Genomic DNA, 17,799 nt, shown 5'->3' on the forward strand with positions numbered 1-17,799 from the left:
CAATGTCTTACTTGCTGACGCTGACGCCGTAGAAGGAATTCAGGCCAAATGGGCTGATCTTGAAATCCTGCACGTTGGCGCGCATGGGTTGATACACCGTCGAGTGAGCGATAGGTGTCATTGGGACTGCATCTTTGAGGACGTGTTGCGCCTGTTTGTACAGCTCGGTGCGCTTGCCCTGGTCGGTGGTACGTTTGGCTTCCTTCACCAGACCGTCGAATTTCTTGTCGCACCATTTGGAGAAGTTGTTGCCACTCAGCGAGTCGCAGCCGAACAGCACGTTGAGCCAGTTGTCCGGATCACCATTGTCACCGCTCCAGCCAATGATCATGGCTTGGTTCTCACCACCTTTGGAGCGCTTGATGTACTCGCCCCACTCGTAGCTGGTGATCTTCACTTTCAAGCCGATCTTGGCCCAGTCGGACTGGAGCATTTCAGCCATCAGTTTGGCGTTCGGGTTGTACGGACGCTGAACCGGCATCGCCCACAGGACGATTTCGGTACCTTCCTTGACGCCGGCTTCCTTGAGCAGCTGCTTGGCTTTCTCAGGATCGTACTTGGTGTCTTTGATGGTGGTGTCGTAGGACCACTGGGTCGGCGGCATGGCGTTGACGGCCAGTTGGCCAGCGCCCTGGTAAACCGAATCGATGATCTGCGGCTTGTTCACGGCCATGTCCAGCGCCTGACGCACGCGCAGGTCAGCCAGCGGGTTGGCCTCGTTGCTGCCCTTGACCTTATCCATCACGTTGTAGGCGATGTAGCCCAGGTTGAAGCCGGCCTGATCCGGCATCTTCAGCGACTTGTCTTCTTTCAGCGCCTTCAGATCGGCCGGACGCGGGAACAGGGTGACCTGGCACTCGTTCTTTTTCAGCTTCTGGATACGCACCGACGGGTCGGTGGTGATGGCGAAGATCAGGTTGTCGATCTTCACGTCTTCAGGCTTCCAGTAATCCTTGTTGCCGGTGTAACGGATGTTCGAGTCTTTCTGATAGCTCTTGAACACGAACGGGCCAGTGCCGATCGGCTTCTGGTTGATGTCGGCGGCTTTGCCATCCTTGAGCAGCTGGGCGGCGTATTCGGCGGACTGTACCGAAGCGAAGCTCATGGCCAGGTTCTGGATGAACGCGGCGTCGACTTCTTTCAGGGTGAACTTGACGGTGTGGTCGTCGACTTTATCGATCTTGGTGATGTTGGTGTCCATCCCCATGTCGGTGAAGTACGGGAATTCGGTCGGGTACGCCTTACGGAACGGGTCGTCCTTGTTGATCATGCGGTTGAACGTAAACAGCACGTCGTCGGCGTTGAATTCACGAGTCGGCTTGAAATACGGGGTGGTGTGGAACTTGACGCCTTCGCGCAGGTGGAAGGTGTAAGTCAGGCCATCATCGGAAATGTCCCACTTGGTCGCCAGACCAGGAATCACGGCGGTGCCGCCGCGCTCGAACTGGGTCAGACGGTTGAACATGGTTTCGGCTGAGGCGTCGAAGTCGGTTCCGGTGGTGTACTGGCCTGGATCAAAACCGGCCGGGCTCCCTTCGGAGCAGAACACCAGGTTAGTCGCAGCGGTGGCGAAAGGTGCGGAGGCTAACAAGCCTGCGCCGACTAGAAACGGAATGACCGCGTGTTTAAGCATGTTGGCCTCATGATTTGTTGTCATTTTTTAGTAGTGAGGTACGACCTCGTGAGTCGTGCCTGCGGATACTTATGCAGGGCCCATACCCAATGCAAGATCCAGAGCGGTCGGCGGCCTTAAACGGTGGCACGAACGTACCTTAATGTCGCATCTGTGTAACTTTTGACGCATTTGACCGTTTGCGGGTGGTTTTTAAGGTGCAAATGCAGCCCCGAAACGGTGCGCCGGTCACCTTCTGCGCGCCGCTCTGGGGCCGGGTGTTACTTATTTATACCTACACCGTAGAAGGGGGTTAGACCGAAAGGGCTGATACGGAAGTCGCTGACTTCCTTGCGCAGCGGTTGGAACACCGTGGAGTTGGCGATCGGCGTGATCGGCACCTGCTGTTTAAGGATCAGTTGCGCCTGTTGATACAGTTTTACCCGTTGCGCTTTATCCGTGGCCACTTTGGCCTGCTGCACCAGTTTGTCGTAGGCGGGGTCGCACCATTTCGCATAGTTGCTGCCTTTGACGGCCGCGCAGCTGTAAAGCACGCCCAGCCAGTTGTCCGGGTCGCCGTTGTCGCCGGTCCAGCCATAGATCATCGCGTCATGTTCGCCGTTCTTGGCGCGCTTGATGTACTCGCCCCATTCGTAGCTGACGATGTTGGCCTTGATGCCGATCCTGTCCCAATCCTGCTGGATCATCTGCGCCGACATTCGTGCGTTCGGGTTCGAGGCGCGCTGCACTGTCATCGCCCAGAGGTTGATGGTTGTACCGGGTGCAACTCCGGCCTCCTTGAGTAGCGCCTTGGCCTTGGCCGGGTCGTAAGGCGCGTCTTTGATGTTCGGGTCGAATGACCATTGCGCGGGTGGCAAAGCGTTCTGGGCCAACTGACCGGCGCCCTGGTAAACCGCCTTGATGATCGCCGGCTTGTCGATGGCCATGTCCAGCGCCTGACGGACCTTGAGCTGATCAAGTGGCGCGTGGGTGGTGTTGTAGGCGAGGAAGCCGAGATTGAATCCGGCCTGTTTAAGCACGCGCAGGTTCGGGTCTTTTTCCATCACCTCGATATCGGCCGGGCGCGGGTAGCCACTGACCTGGCATTCGCCGGCCTTGAGCTTCTGCAGGCGCACGGCGGCATCGGGTGTGATCGAGAAAATCAGGTTGTCGATTTTCACGTCTTCGGGTTTCCAGTAGGCCTTGTTCGCCGCGTAGCGGATCTGCGAATCCTTTTGATAGCGTGTGAACACGAACGGGCCGGTGCCGATCGGTTTCTGGTTGAGGTCGGCGGCTTTGCCGTCCTTCAACAGTTGTGCGGCATATTCGGCCGACTGCACCGAGGCGAAGCTCATGGCGAGGTTCTGTACGAAGGCTGCGTCAACGTTGTTGAGGTTGAAGCGCACGGTGTGGTCGTCGAGTTTTTCCACCGATTGGATCGTGGTGTTCAGGCCCATGTCGGTGAAGTACGGGGATTCGGCGGGGTAGGCCTTGCGGAAGGCATTGTCCGGGTCGAGCAGGCGCTGGAAGGTGAACAGGACGTCGTCGGCATTGAAGTCGCGGGTCGGGGTGAAGTAGTCGGTGGTGTGGAATTTCACGCCTTCGCGCAGGTGGAAGGTGTAGTGCAGGCCGTCGCTGGAGACGTCCCATTTTGTCGCCAGGCCAGGTTCAATGTCGGTGCCGCCGCGCTGGAATTGGGTGAGGCGGTTGAAGACGGTTTCGGCGGAGGCGTCGAAGTCGGTGCCGCTGGTGTATTGGCTTGGGTCGAAGCCGGCGGGGCTGGCTTCGGAGCAGTAGACGAGGGTTGTGGCGGCGTTGGCGATCGGTGCGGTGGCGGCAAGGGCCAGGGAGATCAAGAGCGGTTTGAGGGTGGATCTTGGCATGGAGTCCCCGGGGAATTGGCGGTGGTGGTGGATTGAGATTAGCGGGGATTCGGGGGCGTCCGGAAATATCGTTTTTCTCGTGGGAGTGTCTATCTCGGTATATGTGGCTGTGTTTTGGGTGCATATCCGTTGCTTCGGGTGCTGCGGCTGGCGGTTTCGCCTGACGGCGACTTACTTTTTTACAAGCGCCTAAAAAAGTAAGCAAAAAACGCTAGCTCCTACGTTCGGCCCACTCGCTGGGGCTCGGGGTCCCTTCGCTCCGGGACTGATCCGGGCGCAGCGGCTCCGGTTTGCTTCGCTGCACCTCCTTCCGCTGTGTCTGGCTGCGCCAGACGGTCGCTGCGCTCCCATCCCCGGATCAATCCCTCCGCTCAGCCTTCCGACGTCGCCCGTGGATCAAGATCAAGATCAAAAGCAGGCGAGCTGACACTCGGCCTATTGAGTGGTGAGGAGCGGTTGTTCGGCTTTGGTTTTGTGGTGGGTTTGCCCCTCACCCCAGCCCTCTCCCGAGGGAGAGGGGGCCGATTTTTGGGCTTTTCAAGGCCGGATTTCAACGCGGTATTGCACGTCGGCGTAGCTCTCGCAATCACCTCGGTCAGTCCCCTCTCCCTCCGGGAGAGGGCTAGGGTGAGGGGCTTTTGACTTTCTGCATATTTGCATTCAGCTCGGTATTCCACGTCGGCGTAGCGCTCGCAATCACCTCGGTCAGTCCCCTCTCCCTCTGGGAGAGGGCTAGGGTGAGGGGGTTTTGACTTTCTGCATATTTGCATTCAGCTCGGTATTCCACGTCGGCGTAGCGCTCGCAATCACCTCGGTCAGTCCCCTCTCCCTCTGGGAGAGGGCTAGGGTGAGGGTTTGCTTTTGGCTGTTTAAATCCGATGCCAAATAACCCGAACCTTCCCACAAGGTTTTCAGGTTGTCCGTCGGACGTCTGCTCTCTAGTCTGGGTCGTCGCTGGTTGTTCAGCGATCGGGTGTGAGAACCCGACATTCATAGTCATTCAGTGCCCAGATCCGCATAATTGCCGCCAGCAAGTCTGCTGCCTGCAAAGTGCGTTATGGCGGCTCTGTGCGGGCGGACGTATGTCCGGCCGGGTGCCTATGACCGGTTTTCTCACCCCGCACAAAGCTGCCACCTCTTCGCCGTGTGAGAAACGGCATCGAGATGGCTCAACCTCATAGGTGAAGCGCATGACCAAGCCAGTCCCCGACCCACCCGAAGAAATCCCAACCCCCCTCGAAGCGGCGCTGCGCGCCGACGATCTGGCAAAAAACCGCGAAGCCATAAAACGTGCCCTCGATTTCTACCTCTGCCCGGCACCCAGCAAACCGCATCCACCGAGCACGATGTTTCTGATCCAGCCCGACATCGACACCGAAAGCCTGCTCGCCCACGCCTGCGAATCCCTCGCATCAGCCAATACGCTGGCCAGCGATTTCGCTGATCAGCTCGGTCGGCCGCAGCGCAATACGGCGCTGGCCATTCAACAGATCATCATGCTGGCGGAGCTGGCGGTGAATCGGGCGCTGGATCGGGTTGATCCGCACGCTTGAGACCGCGTCATCGTTCTTCGCGAGCAGGCTCGCTCCCACATTCAAATGTGTTCAACCTGTGGGAGCGAGCCTGCTCGCGAAGGCGGTGGAATATTCACCACAAATCCCGGGCACAAAAAAACCGCCGATCATTCACTGATCGGCGGTCCTTCATTGAGCCAAGCTCAAATCACTGCATCAACACTTCAATCGAGCCATCAGCGGTCATGCTGACCTGGCTGGTGCCGGCTTCGACTTCCGGGGTCACCGGAGCGGAATCCATGGCGGCGGCTTTCATCATCATCGGCGCGCGCAGGTACGGTTGTGGGTAACCGTTGCTGTTGAGGTTCAGATTGACGATTTTGTAACCCTTGCCGCCCAGGGCGTCGGTGGCCAGTTGCGCGCGGTTTTTGAAGGCGGTAACGGCTTCCTTGAGCAACTGGTCTTCGCTGGCCTTGCGGGTCGGGTCGGCGATGGCGAAGTCCATACCGCCCATTTTAAGGTCGGTCAGCAGTTCGCCGGTGAGTTTGGACAGGGCGGCGAAGTCGGTGCTTTCCAGGCGCAGTTCGGCGCGTTCACGCCAGCCGGTGATCTTCTGGCCTTTGGTGTCGTAGATCGGGTAGCTGTTGCGGCTGCCGGTGCGCAGGGTGATGTCCTTGACCTGTTTGGCCTGGGCGGTGGCCTTGTTCATGGTGGTGCTGATGGCGGCGGCGAGTTTGGCCGGGTCGGTGTTCTGCTCTTCGGTGTAGAGCGTCACGATCATCTGGTCGCGGGCGACTTCCTGGCTGACTTCGGCGCGCAGGGAAATCTGGTTGTAGTGCAGCTCATCGGCGGCCAGCGCCGGAAGGCTGGCGACGCTGCCGACGGTCAGGGCGAGGAGGGCGGCGCTGCGGCGAAATGTGTGCATGAAAGCTCCTTGAATGAGGCGCAGGTGTTGGGGCTCGGCCTGCGTGAACAATCAGACTCTAACTTCTATGATCCGGTTCGCCCAGTTACAACTTCTATACAGATCGGCCTGGTGGGGCGGCAGTGCCTTTGTGGCGAGGGAGCTTGCTCCCGCTCGGCTGCGCAGCAGTCGTAAAATCAGCAGCAGCGCTGTTTCAGAAAGATCACGGTAGCCGGGTTCGGGCCTGCTTCGCAGGCCAGCGGGAGCAAGCTCCCTCGCCACAGGTGATATGCCGCAACAAAAAATCGCCTCGTTTGAATTTACGGGCAGCGCCATGTGGTCGTTTGCCGCACTTTCGCCTCTCACGCCCGCGCCTTGGTTATACTCCGTGCGATCCGCCTGGAGCGCTCATCAGGAGAGCTCATGCTCGCCCCCGTACAACTGACTTCCGCCACTCGCCAGAATCTCTGGCGGCTGACTTTCATCCGCACCCTGGTGCTGGCCGCGCAGGCCGGGTCCGTGGGCCTGGCCTACTGGCTGCAATTGTTGCCGTTGCCTTGGGTGCAACTGGCGATGACCCTGGGCTGTTCGATTCTGCTCTGCGTGTTCACCGCCGTGCGCCTGCGCACGTCGTGGCCGGTGACCGAGCTTGAATACGCGCTGCAACTGGCCTGCGATCTGGTGATCCACAGTGCGCTGCTGTATTTCTCCGGCGGCTCGACCAATCCGTTCGTTTCTTATTATCTGGTGCCGCTGACGATTGCGGCGGTGACGCTGCCGTGGCGTTATTCGGTGATTCTCTCGGGCATCGCGCTGGCGCTGTACACGGTGATGCTGACGCGTTTCTATCCGCTGGAAACCCTGCCGGTCGCCCGTGAAAACCTGCAGATCTACGGCATGTGGCTGAGCTTCGCCCTGGCTGCTGCGGTGATTACGTTCTTCGCCGCACGCATGGCTGAAGAGCTGCGCCGGCAGGAAGAGCTGCGGGCGATTCGTCGTGAAGAAGGTCTGCGCGATCAGCAGTTGCTGGCCGTTGCGACCCAGGCTGCCGGTGCGGCGCATGAGCTGGGTACGCCGCTGGCGACCATGAGCGTATTGCTCAAGGAAATGCAGCAGGATCATCCCGATGCACTGCTGCAGGACGACCTGAAAGTGCTGCAGGATCAGGTCAAGTTGTGCAAGGAGACCTTGCAGCAACTGGTCCGCGCTGCCGAGGCCAATCGGCGTCTGGCGGTGGAGATGCAGGACGTCACCGACTGGCTCGACGAAGCGCTGAACCGCTGGCACCTGATGCGCCCGGAGGCCAGTTATCGCTTCCAGCGTCTCGGTCAGGGCGCCGTGCCGCGCATGGCGCCGCCGCCGGATCTGACTCAGGCGCTGCTTAATTTGCTGAACAATGCCGCGGATGCCTGCCCGGAAAATCTCCAGGTCACGTTGGACTGGGATGCGGAAACCCTGACCATCAGCATTCGCGACCACGGCGCCGGAGTGCCGCTAGCCATCGCCGAGCAGATCGGCAAACCGTTTTTTACCACCAAGGGCAAAGGTTTCGGCCTGGGCCTGTTTTTGAGCAAGGCCAGCGTGACACGCGCCGGCGGCTCAGTGAAACTCTATAGTCATGAGGAAGGCGGCACGCTCACCGAGCTGCGCCTGCCCCACGGCGCCCGAGGAGACCAACATGAGTGACGAAATCCAAGTCGAAGGCGAAGAACTGCCGCATCTGCTGCTGGTCGACGACGACGCGACCTTCACCCGCGTCATGGCCCGCGCCATGGCCCGCCGCGGCTTTCGCGTCAGCACTGCCGGCTCCGCTGAAGAAGGCCTGACCATCGCCCAGGCCGATCTGCCTGATTACGCTGCGCTGGACCTGAAAATGGACGGCGACTCCGGGCTGGTGCTGCTGCCCAAGCTGCTGGAGCTGGACCCGGAAATGCGCGTGGTGATCCTCACCGGTTATTCGAGCATTGCCACCGCGGTCGAGGCGATCAAGCGCGGCGCCTGCAACTACCTGTGCAAACCCGCCGATGCCGACGACGTGCTGGCCGCGTTGCTGTCCGAGCACGCCGACCTCGACAGTCTGGTGCCGGAAAACCCGATGTCGGTCGACCGCCTGCAATGGGAACACATCCAGCGCGTGCTCACCGAGCACGAAGGCAACATCTCCGCCACGGCCCGCGCACTGGGCATGCACCGCCGCACCCTGCAGCGCAAACTGCAGAAGCGTCCGGTGCGTCGCTGAACCTGCGCTGAACGACTATCGCCAGCCCTCGCGATAAATCGCGCCGATCATCTATGATCGGCGCGTGTCTGTTCTATTTTCAATCGAGCCTTATCCATGAATCAGAACGCTGAATATTCCGCGGTCAACGATGCTGTGCGCGGGCAGTTTTTTCGCAAAGTCTGGGCGATGACCACGCCTTACTGGCGCAGCGAAGAGAAGGGCAAGGCCTGGACGTTGCTGATTGCCGTAATCGCGCTGACGCTGTTCAGCGTATGGATCGCGGTGTGGCTGAACAGTTGGTACAAGGACTTCTACAACGCCTTGCAGAAAAAGGATGAGGCGGCGTTCTGGCAGTTGATTCTGTACTTCTGTGGTATCGCCGCCGTGGCGATTCTCGCTGCTGTTTACCGGCAGTATCTGACGCAGATGCTGACCATTCGCTGGCGGGCGTGGCTGACCGAAAAACACTTCACCCGTTGGCTGGAACACAAGAATTACTACCAACTGGAGCAGGGCGGTTATACCGATAACCCCGACCAGCGCATTTCCGAAGACCTTAATAAATTCACCGCGAACACCCTGGCGCTGGGCTTGGGGTTGATCCGTACGGTCGTCAGTCTGGTGTCGTTTTCGATCATCCTGTGGGGCGTCTCCGGGAGCATCGAGGTGTTCGGTTTCACTGTTCCCGGCTACATGTTCTGGTGTGCACTGGTGTATGCGGCGGTCGGTAGTTGGCTGACGCACTTGATCGGTAGACGCCTGATCGGTTTGAACAACAACCAGCAGCGTTTTGAAGCCGACCTGCGTTTCTCGATGGTGCGGGTGCGCGAGAATGCCGAAAGCATCGCCTTGTACAACGGCGAACCGAACGAAAACCGCCGCTTGAGCAATCGATTCGGGCTGGTCTGGCACAACTTCTGGGACATCATGCGGGTGTCCAAGCGTCTGACATTCTTCACTTCGGGCTATGGCCAGATCGCGATTATTTTTCCGTTCATCGTTGCAGCCCCACGGTATTTCAGCGGCAAGATCGAGCTTGGCGAGCTGATGCAGATCAACTCGGCGTTCGGCAATGTGCAGGAGAACTTCAGTTGGTTCATCAGCGCTTACCAGGATCTGGCCGAGTGGCGCGCCACTTGCGATCGTCTGCTGAGTTTCCGCAATGCCATGAGCAACAACGAGGAGCGGGTGCCCGCTATCGACGTGCAGAACCAGGGCAGCGAATTGCAGGTACATGGCCTCGGCCTGGATCTGGCCGATGGTCGGCATTTGCTGACCAGCGCCGACATGACCGTAGAAGCAGGCGAGCGAGTGATGCTCAGCGGCCGTTCCGGCAGCGGCAAGTCCACATTGCTGCGGGCGATGGGCCATTTGTGGCCAGCGGGGCACGGCAATATTCGGTTGCCGGCAGCGCGTTATCTGTTCCTGCCGCAGAAGCCTTATCTGCCGATCGGCACATTGCGTGAAGCGCTGAGTTATCCACAACCCGGCGACGCCTACGCGCCAGAGCGTTATGCACAGGTGCTGGAAACCTGTCGCTTGCCGCACCTGGTTGGACGTCTGGATGAGGCCAATCACTGGCAGCGCATGCTTTCGCCGGGCGAGCAGCAACGCCTGGCGTTCGCCCGCGCACTCCTTTATGCACCGCAATGGCTGTACATGGACGAAGCCACTTCGGCGATGGATGAAGAAGACGAAGCGACGTTGTATCAGGCGCTGATCGATGAGATTCCGGGGTTGAGCATTGTCAGCGTCGGTCACCGAAGCAGTTTGAAACGATTCCATCCGCGGCATGTCAGGATCGACAGCGGGCGTCTGGTCGAACAGGCCATAACCGTCTGAACAACCATCTGTGGGAGCGAGCCTGCTCGCGAAGGGGTCATATCGGTCGACGAATCTGTCGTCTGAACCACCGCTTTCGCGAGCAGGCTCGCTCCCACAGTGGGGCAATGTGATCTGCCCGGTGATCGTACAACCCGCTTGAGCTATGATGGCGCCAAGCCGAACTTTCGAGACAAGATACAAATCATGGAAAAGCTGATCGACACCCCGCGCCTCCCCCGCAAGCGCCGCAGCCTCGCCCAGGAATTGGTGACGGTGTTGAGCGAGCAGATCCGCGATGGCCTGCTCAAGCGTGGCGACAAGTTGCCCACCGAGTCGGCGATCATGGAAGCCCATGGTGTCAGCCGCACCGTGGTCCGCGAGGCAATTTCCCGTCTGCAGGCCGCCGGCCAGGTGGAAACCCGCCACGGCATTGGCACCTTTGTTCTCGATACGCCGAGCCCGAGCGGTTTCCGCATCGATCCGGCCACTGTCGTCACCCTGCGTGACGTACTGGCGATTCTCGAATTGCGCATCAGCCTCGAAGTCGAATCCGCCGGCCTCGCCGCGCAACGCCGCAGCCCCGAGCAACTGGCAACCATGCGCGCCGCCCTCGACGCCCTGAACGAAAGCGCCTCGCATGCCAGCGATGCGGTGTCGTCAGACTTCGCTTTCCACCTGGAAATCGCCCTGTCCACCGGCAACCGCTACTTCACCGACATCATGACCCACCTGGGCACCAGCATCATCCCGCGTACGCGGCTGAACTCGGCGCGTCTGGCTCACGATGATCAACAGCACTACATGAGCCGCCTGAGCCGCGAGCACGAAGAAATCTACGACGCGATTGCCCGTCAGGATTCCGATGCTGCCCGCGCAGCGATGCGGTTGCACCTGACCAACAGCCGCGAAAGACTGCGCCAGGCCCATGAAGAGGCGCAGGCGCAGGGTTAGCTCATTATTCCAGGATTACGTACAAATTTATTGGGGGGGCCGGGAAGGGAGCATCATTTACGGCGCACCAGAATCTCGAGAGCGTGAAGTCGAACTTTTCTTTCTCAATCGGAAAGACGAATTCCTTTCCATGATTTTCTTCAGTCACAAAGATCGAGGAAATCCAAGGGGTTATTTGAAACAGCTCAAAAGTGATCTTATCGCCAACCTTGTATGCAGGATTCCAGGGCACGATGCCGTGGGCAGGGCCTTCGAGCTTGGTAGTGTCAAGGGTTAGACTGCCCTGCCCAGTGCGATAAGCCTCTCTAAATGTAGGGTCGTAAGATTTTTTTTTTGATTTGGTTAAAGCCATCTCTAAATTCCTTTTTCAGAATGATTAAGCCATGACTCGAATCACGGCATCGTGTAGGGGACTCACCACCTACGTGATCATTAGGGGCAAGAATCGAACGGCTGACACCTGTAAGAAATACCAGTACGGACGAACGGTTGACCTGTCGCTGGATTGCCTGAGCGGTGCACGAGCAGACGCGTCGAGAGGATCAGGGTTCAATTCGCATCCTCAACGCCCGCGAATACGGCTCCATACTCGACTCATCCCGAAACTTGTACCTCAGCTCCACCTCGCGGTTCAGATACGGTTGCAGCGCTTCTTTCGGCAGTTGCACTTCGATATCGAACAGCTTCTCCATTTCATCCTCGGCGTCGTCCCAGGCGCCAGTGTCCACCTCATCGCCTTCCCATTCAGGATCCTCGGCATCGCTGCCGAGGATCGCGTAAACGCTCCAGTTCGCTGCGAAATCGCTGGAATCCGGAACCTGCACGGTAAGGATATCCGGCAGTTGCGAAAGCTTAAGGGTGACGCAGTCGTCCTGTGCAGGCGCGACGTGGGAGAGGGTGGGGGCGGCAAAATGCATCGACATAACGGCTTCCTTTGAGTGGTCCGCCACGATCCTTCGTGGCAGTCGACGTACTTTACGAGCCGCTGGTCCCTGAGGAATTAAACGAATCCAGACCAGATATTTCCGCCAGCAAATGCTTCAAGCACGGGCCTTCCAGCGATTTCAGCAAGCGCAAAAAGCGATGTTGTCGGACAAAAAAGCGCTGCCAACGATGAAATGCAGTTGACGGTTATCTTTTAAGTTGTACGATGACCTACAACTTCGGCGAAGGCTGAACGGTCCACTCACAATAAAACGTTGCTACCAGGGTGTTCGAATAATGAATCCACAAGAACTGAAGTCCATCCTCTCTGCCGGCCTGCTGTCTTTCCCGGTGACCGATTTCAACGCGCAAGGCGATTTCAACCGCGCGGGCTACATCAAACGCCTGGAATGGCTGGCTCCGTATGGCGCTTCGGCTCTGTTCGCCGCCGGCGGCACCGGTGAGTTCTTCTCCCTGGCCGCCAGCGAATACTCGGAAATCATCAAGACTGCCGTCGACACCTGCGCCACCAGCGTGCCGATCCTCGCCGGCGTCGGTGGCTCGACCCGCCAGGCCATCGAATACGCTCAGGAAGCCGAGCGTCTGGGCGCCAAAGGCCTGTTGCTGCTGCCGCACTACCTGACCGAAGCGAGCCAGGACGGTGTTGCCGCCCACGTTGAAGCCGTGTGCAAATCGGTGAAGATCGGCGTGGTCGTCTACAACCGTAACGTCTGCCGCCTCACCGCGCCGCTGCTGGAACGTCTGGCCGAGCGCTGCCCGAACCTGATCGGCTACAAGGACGGTCTGGGCGATATCGAGTTGATGGTGTCGATCCGTCGCCGCCTCGGTGATCGCTTCAGCTACCTGGGTGGTCTGCCGACCGCTGAAGTCTACGCCGCTGCCTACAAGGCGCTGGGCGTGCCGGTGTACTCCTCGGCGGTGTTCAACTTCATCCCGAAAACCGCGATGGACTTCTACCACGCGATCGCTCGCGAAGATCACGCCACCGTCGGCAAGATCATCGACGACTTCTTCCTGCCGTACCTGGACATCCGTAATCGCAAGGCCGGTTACGCCGTGAGCATCGTCAAGGCAGGTGCAAAAATCGCCGGCTATGACGCAGGTCCGGTGCGCGCGCCGCTGACCGATCTGACCGGCGAAGAGTACGAAACGCTCGCCGCGCTGATCGACAAGCAAGGCGCGCAATAAACCAGAGAAGCGAAGCCGCTGAGCAATCAGCGGCTTTTTGCGTGAAGGCTTTTAGAGTTGAGGGCTGCCCTGTGACAACTGCAAAACGCTACGACAACTACATCAATGGCGAATGGGTCGCCGGTGCCGATTACTCGGCCAACATCAACCCGTCGGAACTCAGCGACACCATCGGCGACTACGCCAAGGCCGACCTGACTCAGGTCAACGCCGCCATCGACGCCGCCCGCGCTGCTTTCCCGGCGTATTCCACTTCGGGCATCCAGGCTCGTCACGATTCGCTGGATAAGATCGGCACCGAGATCCTCGCCCGTCGCGAAGAGCTCGGCACGCTGCTGGCCCGTGAAGAAGGCAAGACCCTGCCGGAAGCGATCGGTGAAGTGACCCGCGCCGGCAACATTTTCAAATTCTTCGCTGGCGAATGCCTGCGTCTGTCCGGCGACTACGTGCCGTCGGTACGCCCGGGCGTCAACGTTGAAGTCACTCGCGAAGCGCTGGGCGTGGTCGGTCTGATCACCCCGTGGAACTTCCCGATCGCCATCCCGGCGTGGAAGATTGCTCCGGCCCTGGCCTACGGCAACTGCGTCGTGCTCAAGCCTGCCGATCTGGTTCCGGGCTGCGCCTGGGCGCTGGCGGAAATCATTTCCCGCGCAGGCTTCCCGGCCGGTGTGTTCAACCTGGTGATGGGCAGCGGTCGCGTGGTTGGCGAGGCGCTGGTCAACAGCCCGAAAGTCGACGGCATCAGCTTCACCGGTTCGGTAGGTGTTGGTCGTCAGATCGCAGTGAACTGCGTTTCGCGCCAGGCCAAAGTGCAGCTGGAAATGGGCGGCAAGAACCCGCAGATCATTCTCGATGACGCCGACCTCAAGCAAGCGGTCGAGCTGTCGGTGCAGAGTGCGTTCTACTCCACCGGTCAGCGTTGCACAGCGTCGAGCCGTCTGATCGTCACCGCCGGCATTCACGACAAGTTCGTCGAAGCCATGGCCGAGCGCATGAAGTCGATCAAGGTCGGCCACGCGCTGAAAGCCGGCACTGACATCGGTCCGGTGGTCTCCCAGGCGCAGCTTGAACAGGACATGAAGTACATCGATATCGGCCAGTCCGAAGGTGCACGTCTGGTCAGCGGTGGTGGTGTGGTGACCTGCGACACCGAGGGCTATTTCCTCGCGCCAACGCTGTTCGCCGACAGTGAAGCGTCGATGCGTATCAGCCGCGAAGAGATCTTCGGCCCGGTGGCCAACATTGTTCGTGTGGCCGATTACGAAGCCGCGCTGGCAATGGCCAACGACACCGAATTCGGCTTGTCGGCCGGCATCGCCACCACCTCGCTGAAGTACGCCAACCACTTCAAGCGCCACTCCCAGGCCGGGATGGTGATGGTCAACCTGCCGACCGCCGGTGTGGATTACCACGTACCGTTCGGTGGTCGTAAAGGCTCGTCCTACGGCTCCCGCGAGCAAGGCCGCTATGCGCAAGAGTTCTACACCGTGGTGAAAACCGCCTACGTAGGCTCCTGATACACGCAATACCCCTGTAGGAGCTGCCGAAGGCTGCGATCTTTTGATCTTGATCTTAAAAACAGGATCAAAAGATCGTCCGATCGCGGCCCGAGCCTTCGGCAGCTCCTACAGGGAATAAATGCAAGACCAAAGAAGCTTCACCCCGCATAAAAATAATCAGTGGGAGTACATCTGCATGCAATCCTCCAAGCCGACTCACGTCCGCTATTTGATCCTGCTCATGCTGTTTCTGGTGACCACGATCAACTACGCCGACCGTGCCACGATCGCCATTGCCGGCTCCAGCCTGCAAAAGGATCTGGGCATTGACGCCGTTACCCTCGGCTACATCTTTTCCGCATTCGGTTGGGCCTATGTCGCCGGGCAAATTCCCGGTGGCTGGCTGCTCGATCGCTTCGGCTCGAAAAAAGTCTATGCCCTGAGCATTTTCACCTGGTCGCTGTTCACCGTGCTGCAAGGCTTCGTCGGTGAATTCGGCATGTCCACGGCAGTGGTTGCGCTGTTCATGCTGCGTTTCCTCGTGGGCCTGGCCGAAGCGCCATCGTTCCCCGGCAACGCGCGCATCGTCGCCGCGTGGTTCCCGACCGCTGAACGCGGTACCGCTTCGGCGATCTTCAACTCGGCGCAGTACTTTGCCACCGTGTTGTTCGCGCCGCTGATGGGCTGGATCGTCTACAGCTTCGGCTGGGAGCACGTGTTCATCGTCATGGGTATCCTCGGCATCGTGTTCTCGCTGGTGTGGCTGAAAGTCATCTACAGCCCGCGCGAGCACCCACGCGTCAACGAGGCCGAGTTCAAGCACATCGCTGACAACGGCGGCATGGTCGACATGGATCAGAAGGGCAAGAAGTCCGACGGTCCGAAGTGGGATTACATCCGTCAGCTGCTGACCAACCGCATGATGCTCGGCGTGTATCTGGGCCAGTACTGCATCAACGGCATCACCTATTTCTTCCTGACCTGGTTCCCGGTGTATCTGGTGCAAGAGCGTGGCATGACCATTCTCAAGGCCGGTTTCATCGCTTCGTTGCCGGCCATCTGCGGCTTTATCGGCGGCGTGCTCGGCGGGGTGATTTCCGACTACCTGCTGCGCAAGGGCCACTCGCTGACCTTCGCCCGCAAGGCGCCGATCATCGCTGGTCTCTTGGTATCGAGCAGCATCGTTGCGTGCAACTATGTTGATGTGGAGTGGATGGTGGTCGGCTTCATGGCTTTGGCATTCTTCGGCAAAGGCGTTGGCGCACTGGGCTGGGCGGTGGTTTCCGACACCTCGCCGAAACAGATCGCCGGTCTGAGCGGTGGCCTGTTCAACACCTTCGGCAACATCGCTTCGATCACCACGCCGATCGTGATTGGCTACATCATCAGCTCCACCGGTTCGTTCAAATGGGCGCTGGTGTTTGTCGGCGCCAACGCACTGGTCGCGGTGTTCAGCTATCTGGTCATCGTCGGCCCGATCAAGCGTGTGGTTTTGAAAGAGCCGCCAGCCAAGGGTGGCGATGAAGTCACCGGCAATTTGTCTCAAGCGCATTCCTGAGGAGCGGCGTCATGCAGTTGATTGAACATTCCGACTCGCCGCGCTACATCCGCCTGCACGAGCGGGACAACGTTGTAGTGGTGGTCAATGATCAGGGCGTACCGGCCGGTACCGAGTTTGCCGATGGCCTGGTCACCGTGGATTTCGTCCCGCAGAGCCACAAGGTCACCCTGGAGGATATTCCCGAGGGCGGCCCGGTGATTCGTTACGGGCAGATCATTGGCTATGCATTGCAGCCGATCCGTCGTGGCAGTTGGGTCAAGGAAGATCAACTGCGCATGCCGACCGCGCCGCCGCTGGACAGCCTGCCGCTGTCCACCGACGTGCCGGCCGCGCAGGCACCGCTGGAAGGCTTCACCTTCGAGGGTTATCGCAACGCCGACGGCACCGTCGGCACGCGCAACATTCTCGGCATCACTACCACCGTGCAGTGCGTCACCGGTGTGCTCGATCACGCGGTCAAGCGCATCAAGGAAGAGCTGCTGCCGAAGTACCCGCACGTCGATGACGTGGTGGCGCTGACTCACAGTTACGGCTGCGGCGTGGCAATCACTGCCACCGACGCCTACATCCCGATTCGTACCGTGCGCAATCTGGCGCGCAACCCGAACCTGGGCGGCGAGGCGCTGGTGATCAGTCTGGGCTGCGAGAAATTGCAGGCCGGGCAGGTGATGCACGAGGATGATGCTTCGGTGGATCTGAGCGATCCGTGGCTGTACCGCTTGCAGGATTCCAGTCACGGCTTTACCGAAATGATCGAGCAGATCATGGAGCTGGCTGAAGTCCGCTTGAAGAAGCTCGACCAGCGCCGCCGTGAAACCGTGCCGGCCTCCGAGCTGATTCTCGGTATGCAGTGCGGCGGCAGCGACGCCTTCTCCGGCATCACCGCCAACCCGGCGCTGGGTTATGCCTCGGACTTGCTATTGCGTGCGGGGGCGACGGTGATGTTTTCCGAAGTCACCGAAGTGCGCGATGCGATCTACCTGCTGACCTCTCGCGCGCAGACACAGACCGTCGCCGAAGAATTGGTGCGCGAGATGGACTGGTACGACCGTTACCTGGCCAAGGGCGAAGCCGATCGCAGCGCCAACACCACGCCTGGCAACAAGAAGGGCGGGTTGTCGAACATTGTCGAGAAGTCCCTGGGCTCGATCGTCAAGTCGGGCAGCAGCGCGATCAACGGCGTGCTCGGCCCGGGCGAGCGCTTCAAGCAGAAGGGCCTGATTTTCTGCGCGACGCCGGCGAGTGATTTTGTCTGTGGCACCTTGCAACTGGCGGCAGGGATGAACCTGCACGTGTTCACCACTGGCCGCGGCACGCCTTACGGGCTGGCCATGGCGCCGGTGGTCAAGGTGTCGACGCGGACTGAACTGGCGCAGCGCTGGCCGGATCTGATCGACATCGATGCCGGACGCATTGCTACCGGGCGCGCGACCATCGAGGAGCTGGGCTGGGAGCTGTTTCACTATTACCTGGATGTTGCCAGTGGCAAGCAACAGACCTGGGCGGAGAAGCACAAGCTGCATAACGACATCACCTTGTTCAACCCGGCGCCGATTACCTGATTGGTGCCGGGAAGATCAAAACCCCCCTCACCCCAGCCCTCTCCCGGAGGGAGAGGGGGCCGACCCGGGAATATTCGCGAAGCACACCGACCTGAAATGGCTTTACAGAATCCATAGTCGACTCGGTCTTTCAGG

At 59.6% G+C, this 17,799-nt stretch carries 14 protein-coding genes; 9 read left to right on the forward strand and 5 right to left on the reverse strand.

What is annotated here, in order from left to right; genetic code table 11:
• Nucleotides 1-7: 7 nt before the first annotated feature.
• Both GXB78_RS14170 and GXB78_RS14175 read right to left on the reverse strand, forming a co-directional pair.
• Nucleotides 8-1,633 carry an ABC transporter substrate-binding protein gene (locus GXB78_RS14170; protein ID WP_042608790.1) on the reverse strand — a complete coding sequence of 542 codons (1,626 nt, stop codon included), beginning with the start codon at nt 1,631-1,633 and terminating at the stop codon, nt 8-10.
• A 260-nt stretch (nt 1,634-1,893) separates the two neighbouring features.
• A complete protein-coding gene (locus GXB78_RS14175; RefSeq protein ID WP_329515822.1) occupies nt 1,894-3,495 on the reverse strand; it encodes an ABC transporter substrate-binding protein in 1,602 nt (533 codons plus the stop codon).
• 1,190 nt (nt 3,496-4,685) lie between these two features.
• Between GXB78_RS14175 and GXB78_RS14180 the strand changes: the two genes are divergently transcribed.
• The gene (locus GXB78_RS14180; protein ID WP_329515823.1) at nt 4,686-5,048 is read left to right on the forward strand and encodes a DUF6124 family protein; all 363 of its coding nucleotides are present in this window, start codon (nt 4,686-4,688) and stop codon (nt 5,046-5,048) included.
• 169 nt (nt 5,049-5,217) lie between these two features.
• Here GXB78_RS14180 and GXB78_RS14185 read toward each other — a convergent pair whose 3' ends face one another.
• On the reverse strand, nt 5,218-5,934 hold the full coding sequence (locus GXB78_RS14185; protein ID WP_329515824.1) for an SIMPL domain-containing protein: 717 nt from the start codon (nt 5,932-5,934) through the stop codon (nt 5,218-5,220).
• Nucleotides 5,935-6,336: 402 nt separating this feature from the next.
• Here GXB78_RS14185 and GXB78_RS14190 point away from each other — a divergent pair, with 402 nt between their 5' ends.
• The 4 genes from GXB78_RS14190 (at nt 6,337) to GXB78_RS14205 (ending at nt 10,909) form a co-directional block, all read left to right on the forward strand.
• The gene (locus GXB78_RS14190) at nt 6,337-7,599 is read left to right on the forward strand and encodes an ATP-binding protein (RefSeq protein WP_212615312.1); all 1,263 of its coding nucleotides are present in this window, start codon (nt 6,337-6,339) and stop codon (nt 7,597-7,599) included.
• The gene (locus GXB78_RS14195) at nt 7,592-8,152 is read left to right on the forward strand and encodes a response regulator transcription factor (RefSeq protein ID WP_003221630.1); all 561 of its coding nucleotides are present in this window, start codon (nt 7,592-7,594) and stop codon (nt 8,150-8,152) included. The genes GXB78_RS14190 and GXB78_RS14195 overlap by 8 nt, the downstream gene beginning before the upstream one ends.
• A 96-nt stretch (nt 8,153-8,248) precedes the next feature.
• Nucleotides 8,249-9,976: an ABC transporter ATP-binding protein/permease gene (locus tag GXB78_RS14200; RefSeq protein ID WP_329515825.1), complete on the forward strand. Its 1,728-nt coding sequence runs from the start codon at nt 8,249-8,251 to the stop codon at nt 9,974-9,976.
• Between the two features lie 186 nt (nt 9,977-10,162).
• Nucleotides 10,163-10,909: a FadR/GntR family transcriptional regulator gene (locus GXB78_RS14205; protein WP_110603732.1), complete on the forward strand. Its 747-nt coding sequence runs from the start codon at nt 10,163-10,165 to the stop codon at nt 10,907-10,909.
• A gap of 4 nt (nt 10,910-10,913) precedes the next feature.
• Here the strand turns inward: GXB78_RS14205 and GXB78_RS14210 are convergent, their stop codons facing one another.
• Together GXB78_RS14210 and GXB78_RS14215 are read right to left on the reverse strand one after the other, a co-directional pair.
• Entirely contained in the window at nt 10,914-11,261 is a 348-nt protein-coding gene (locus GXB78_RS14210; RefSeq protein WP_329515826.1) for a hypothetical protein, read from the reverse strand.
• A gap of 190 nt (nt 11,262-11,451) precedes the next feature.
• Nucleotides 11,452-11,832, reverse strand: a complete 381-nt coding sequence (locus tag GXB78_RS14215) for a hypothetical protein (protein ID WP_329515827.1) — start codon at nt 11,830-11,832, stop codon at nt 11,452-11,454.
• 298 nt (nt 11,833-12,130) lie between these two features.
• On the opposite strand from GXB78_RS14215, the gene kdgD reads away from it, so the two are divergent.
• The 4 genes from kdgD to garD all read left to right on the forward strand — a co-directional run bounded on the left by kdgD (nt 12,131) and on the right by garD (nt 17,664).
• Nucleotides 12,131-13,042, forward strand: coding sequence for a 5-dehydro-4-deoxyglucarate dehydratase (gene kdgD, locus GXB78_RS14220; RefSeq protein ID WP_329515828.1), 912 nt, complete (start codon nt 12,131-12,133; stop codon nt 13,040-13,042).
• A 71-nt stretch (nt 13,043-13,113) separates the two neighbouring features.
• Nucleotides 13,114-14,559 (forward strand): aldehyde dehydrogenase family protein, encoded by a 1,446-nt coding sequence (locus GXB78_RS14225; protein ID WP_329515829.1) that lies wholly within the window; start codon nt 13,114-13,116, stop codon nt 14,557-14,559.
• A gap of 178 nt (nt 14,560-14,737) precedes the next feature.
• Nucleotides 14,738-16,099: an MFS transporter gene (locus GXB78_RS14230; RefSeq protein ID WP_329515830.1), complete on the forward strand. Its 1,362-nt coding sequence runs from the start codon at nt 14,738-14,740 to the stop codon at nt 16,097-16,099.
• Nucleotides 16,100-16,110: 11 nt separating this feature from the next.
• Nucleotides 16,111-17,664: a galactarate dehydratase gene (garD, locus tag GXB78_RS14235; protein ID WP_065615781.1), complete on the forward strand. Its 1,554-nt coding sequence runs from the start codon at nt 16,111-16,113 to the stop codon at nt 17,662-17,664.
• Nucleotides 17,665-17,799: the final 135 nt, after the last annotated feature.

The organism is Pseudomonas moraviensis subsp. stanleyae (genome assembly GCF_036283065.1).
GTDB lineage: Bacteria > Pseudomonadota > Gammaproteobacteria > Pseudomonadales > Pseudomonadaceae > Aquipseudomonas > Aquipseudomonas stanleyae.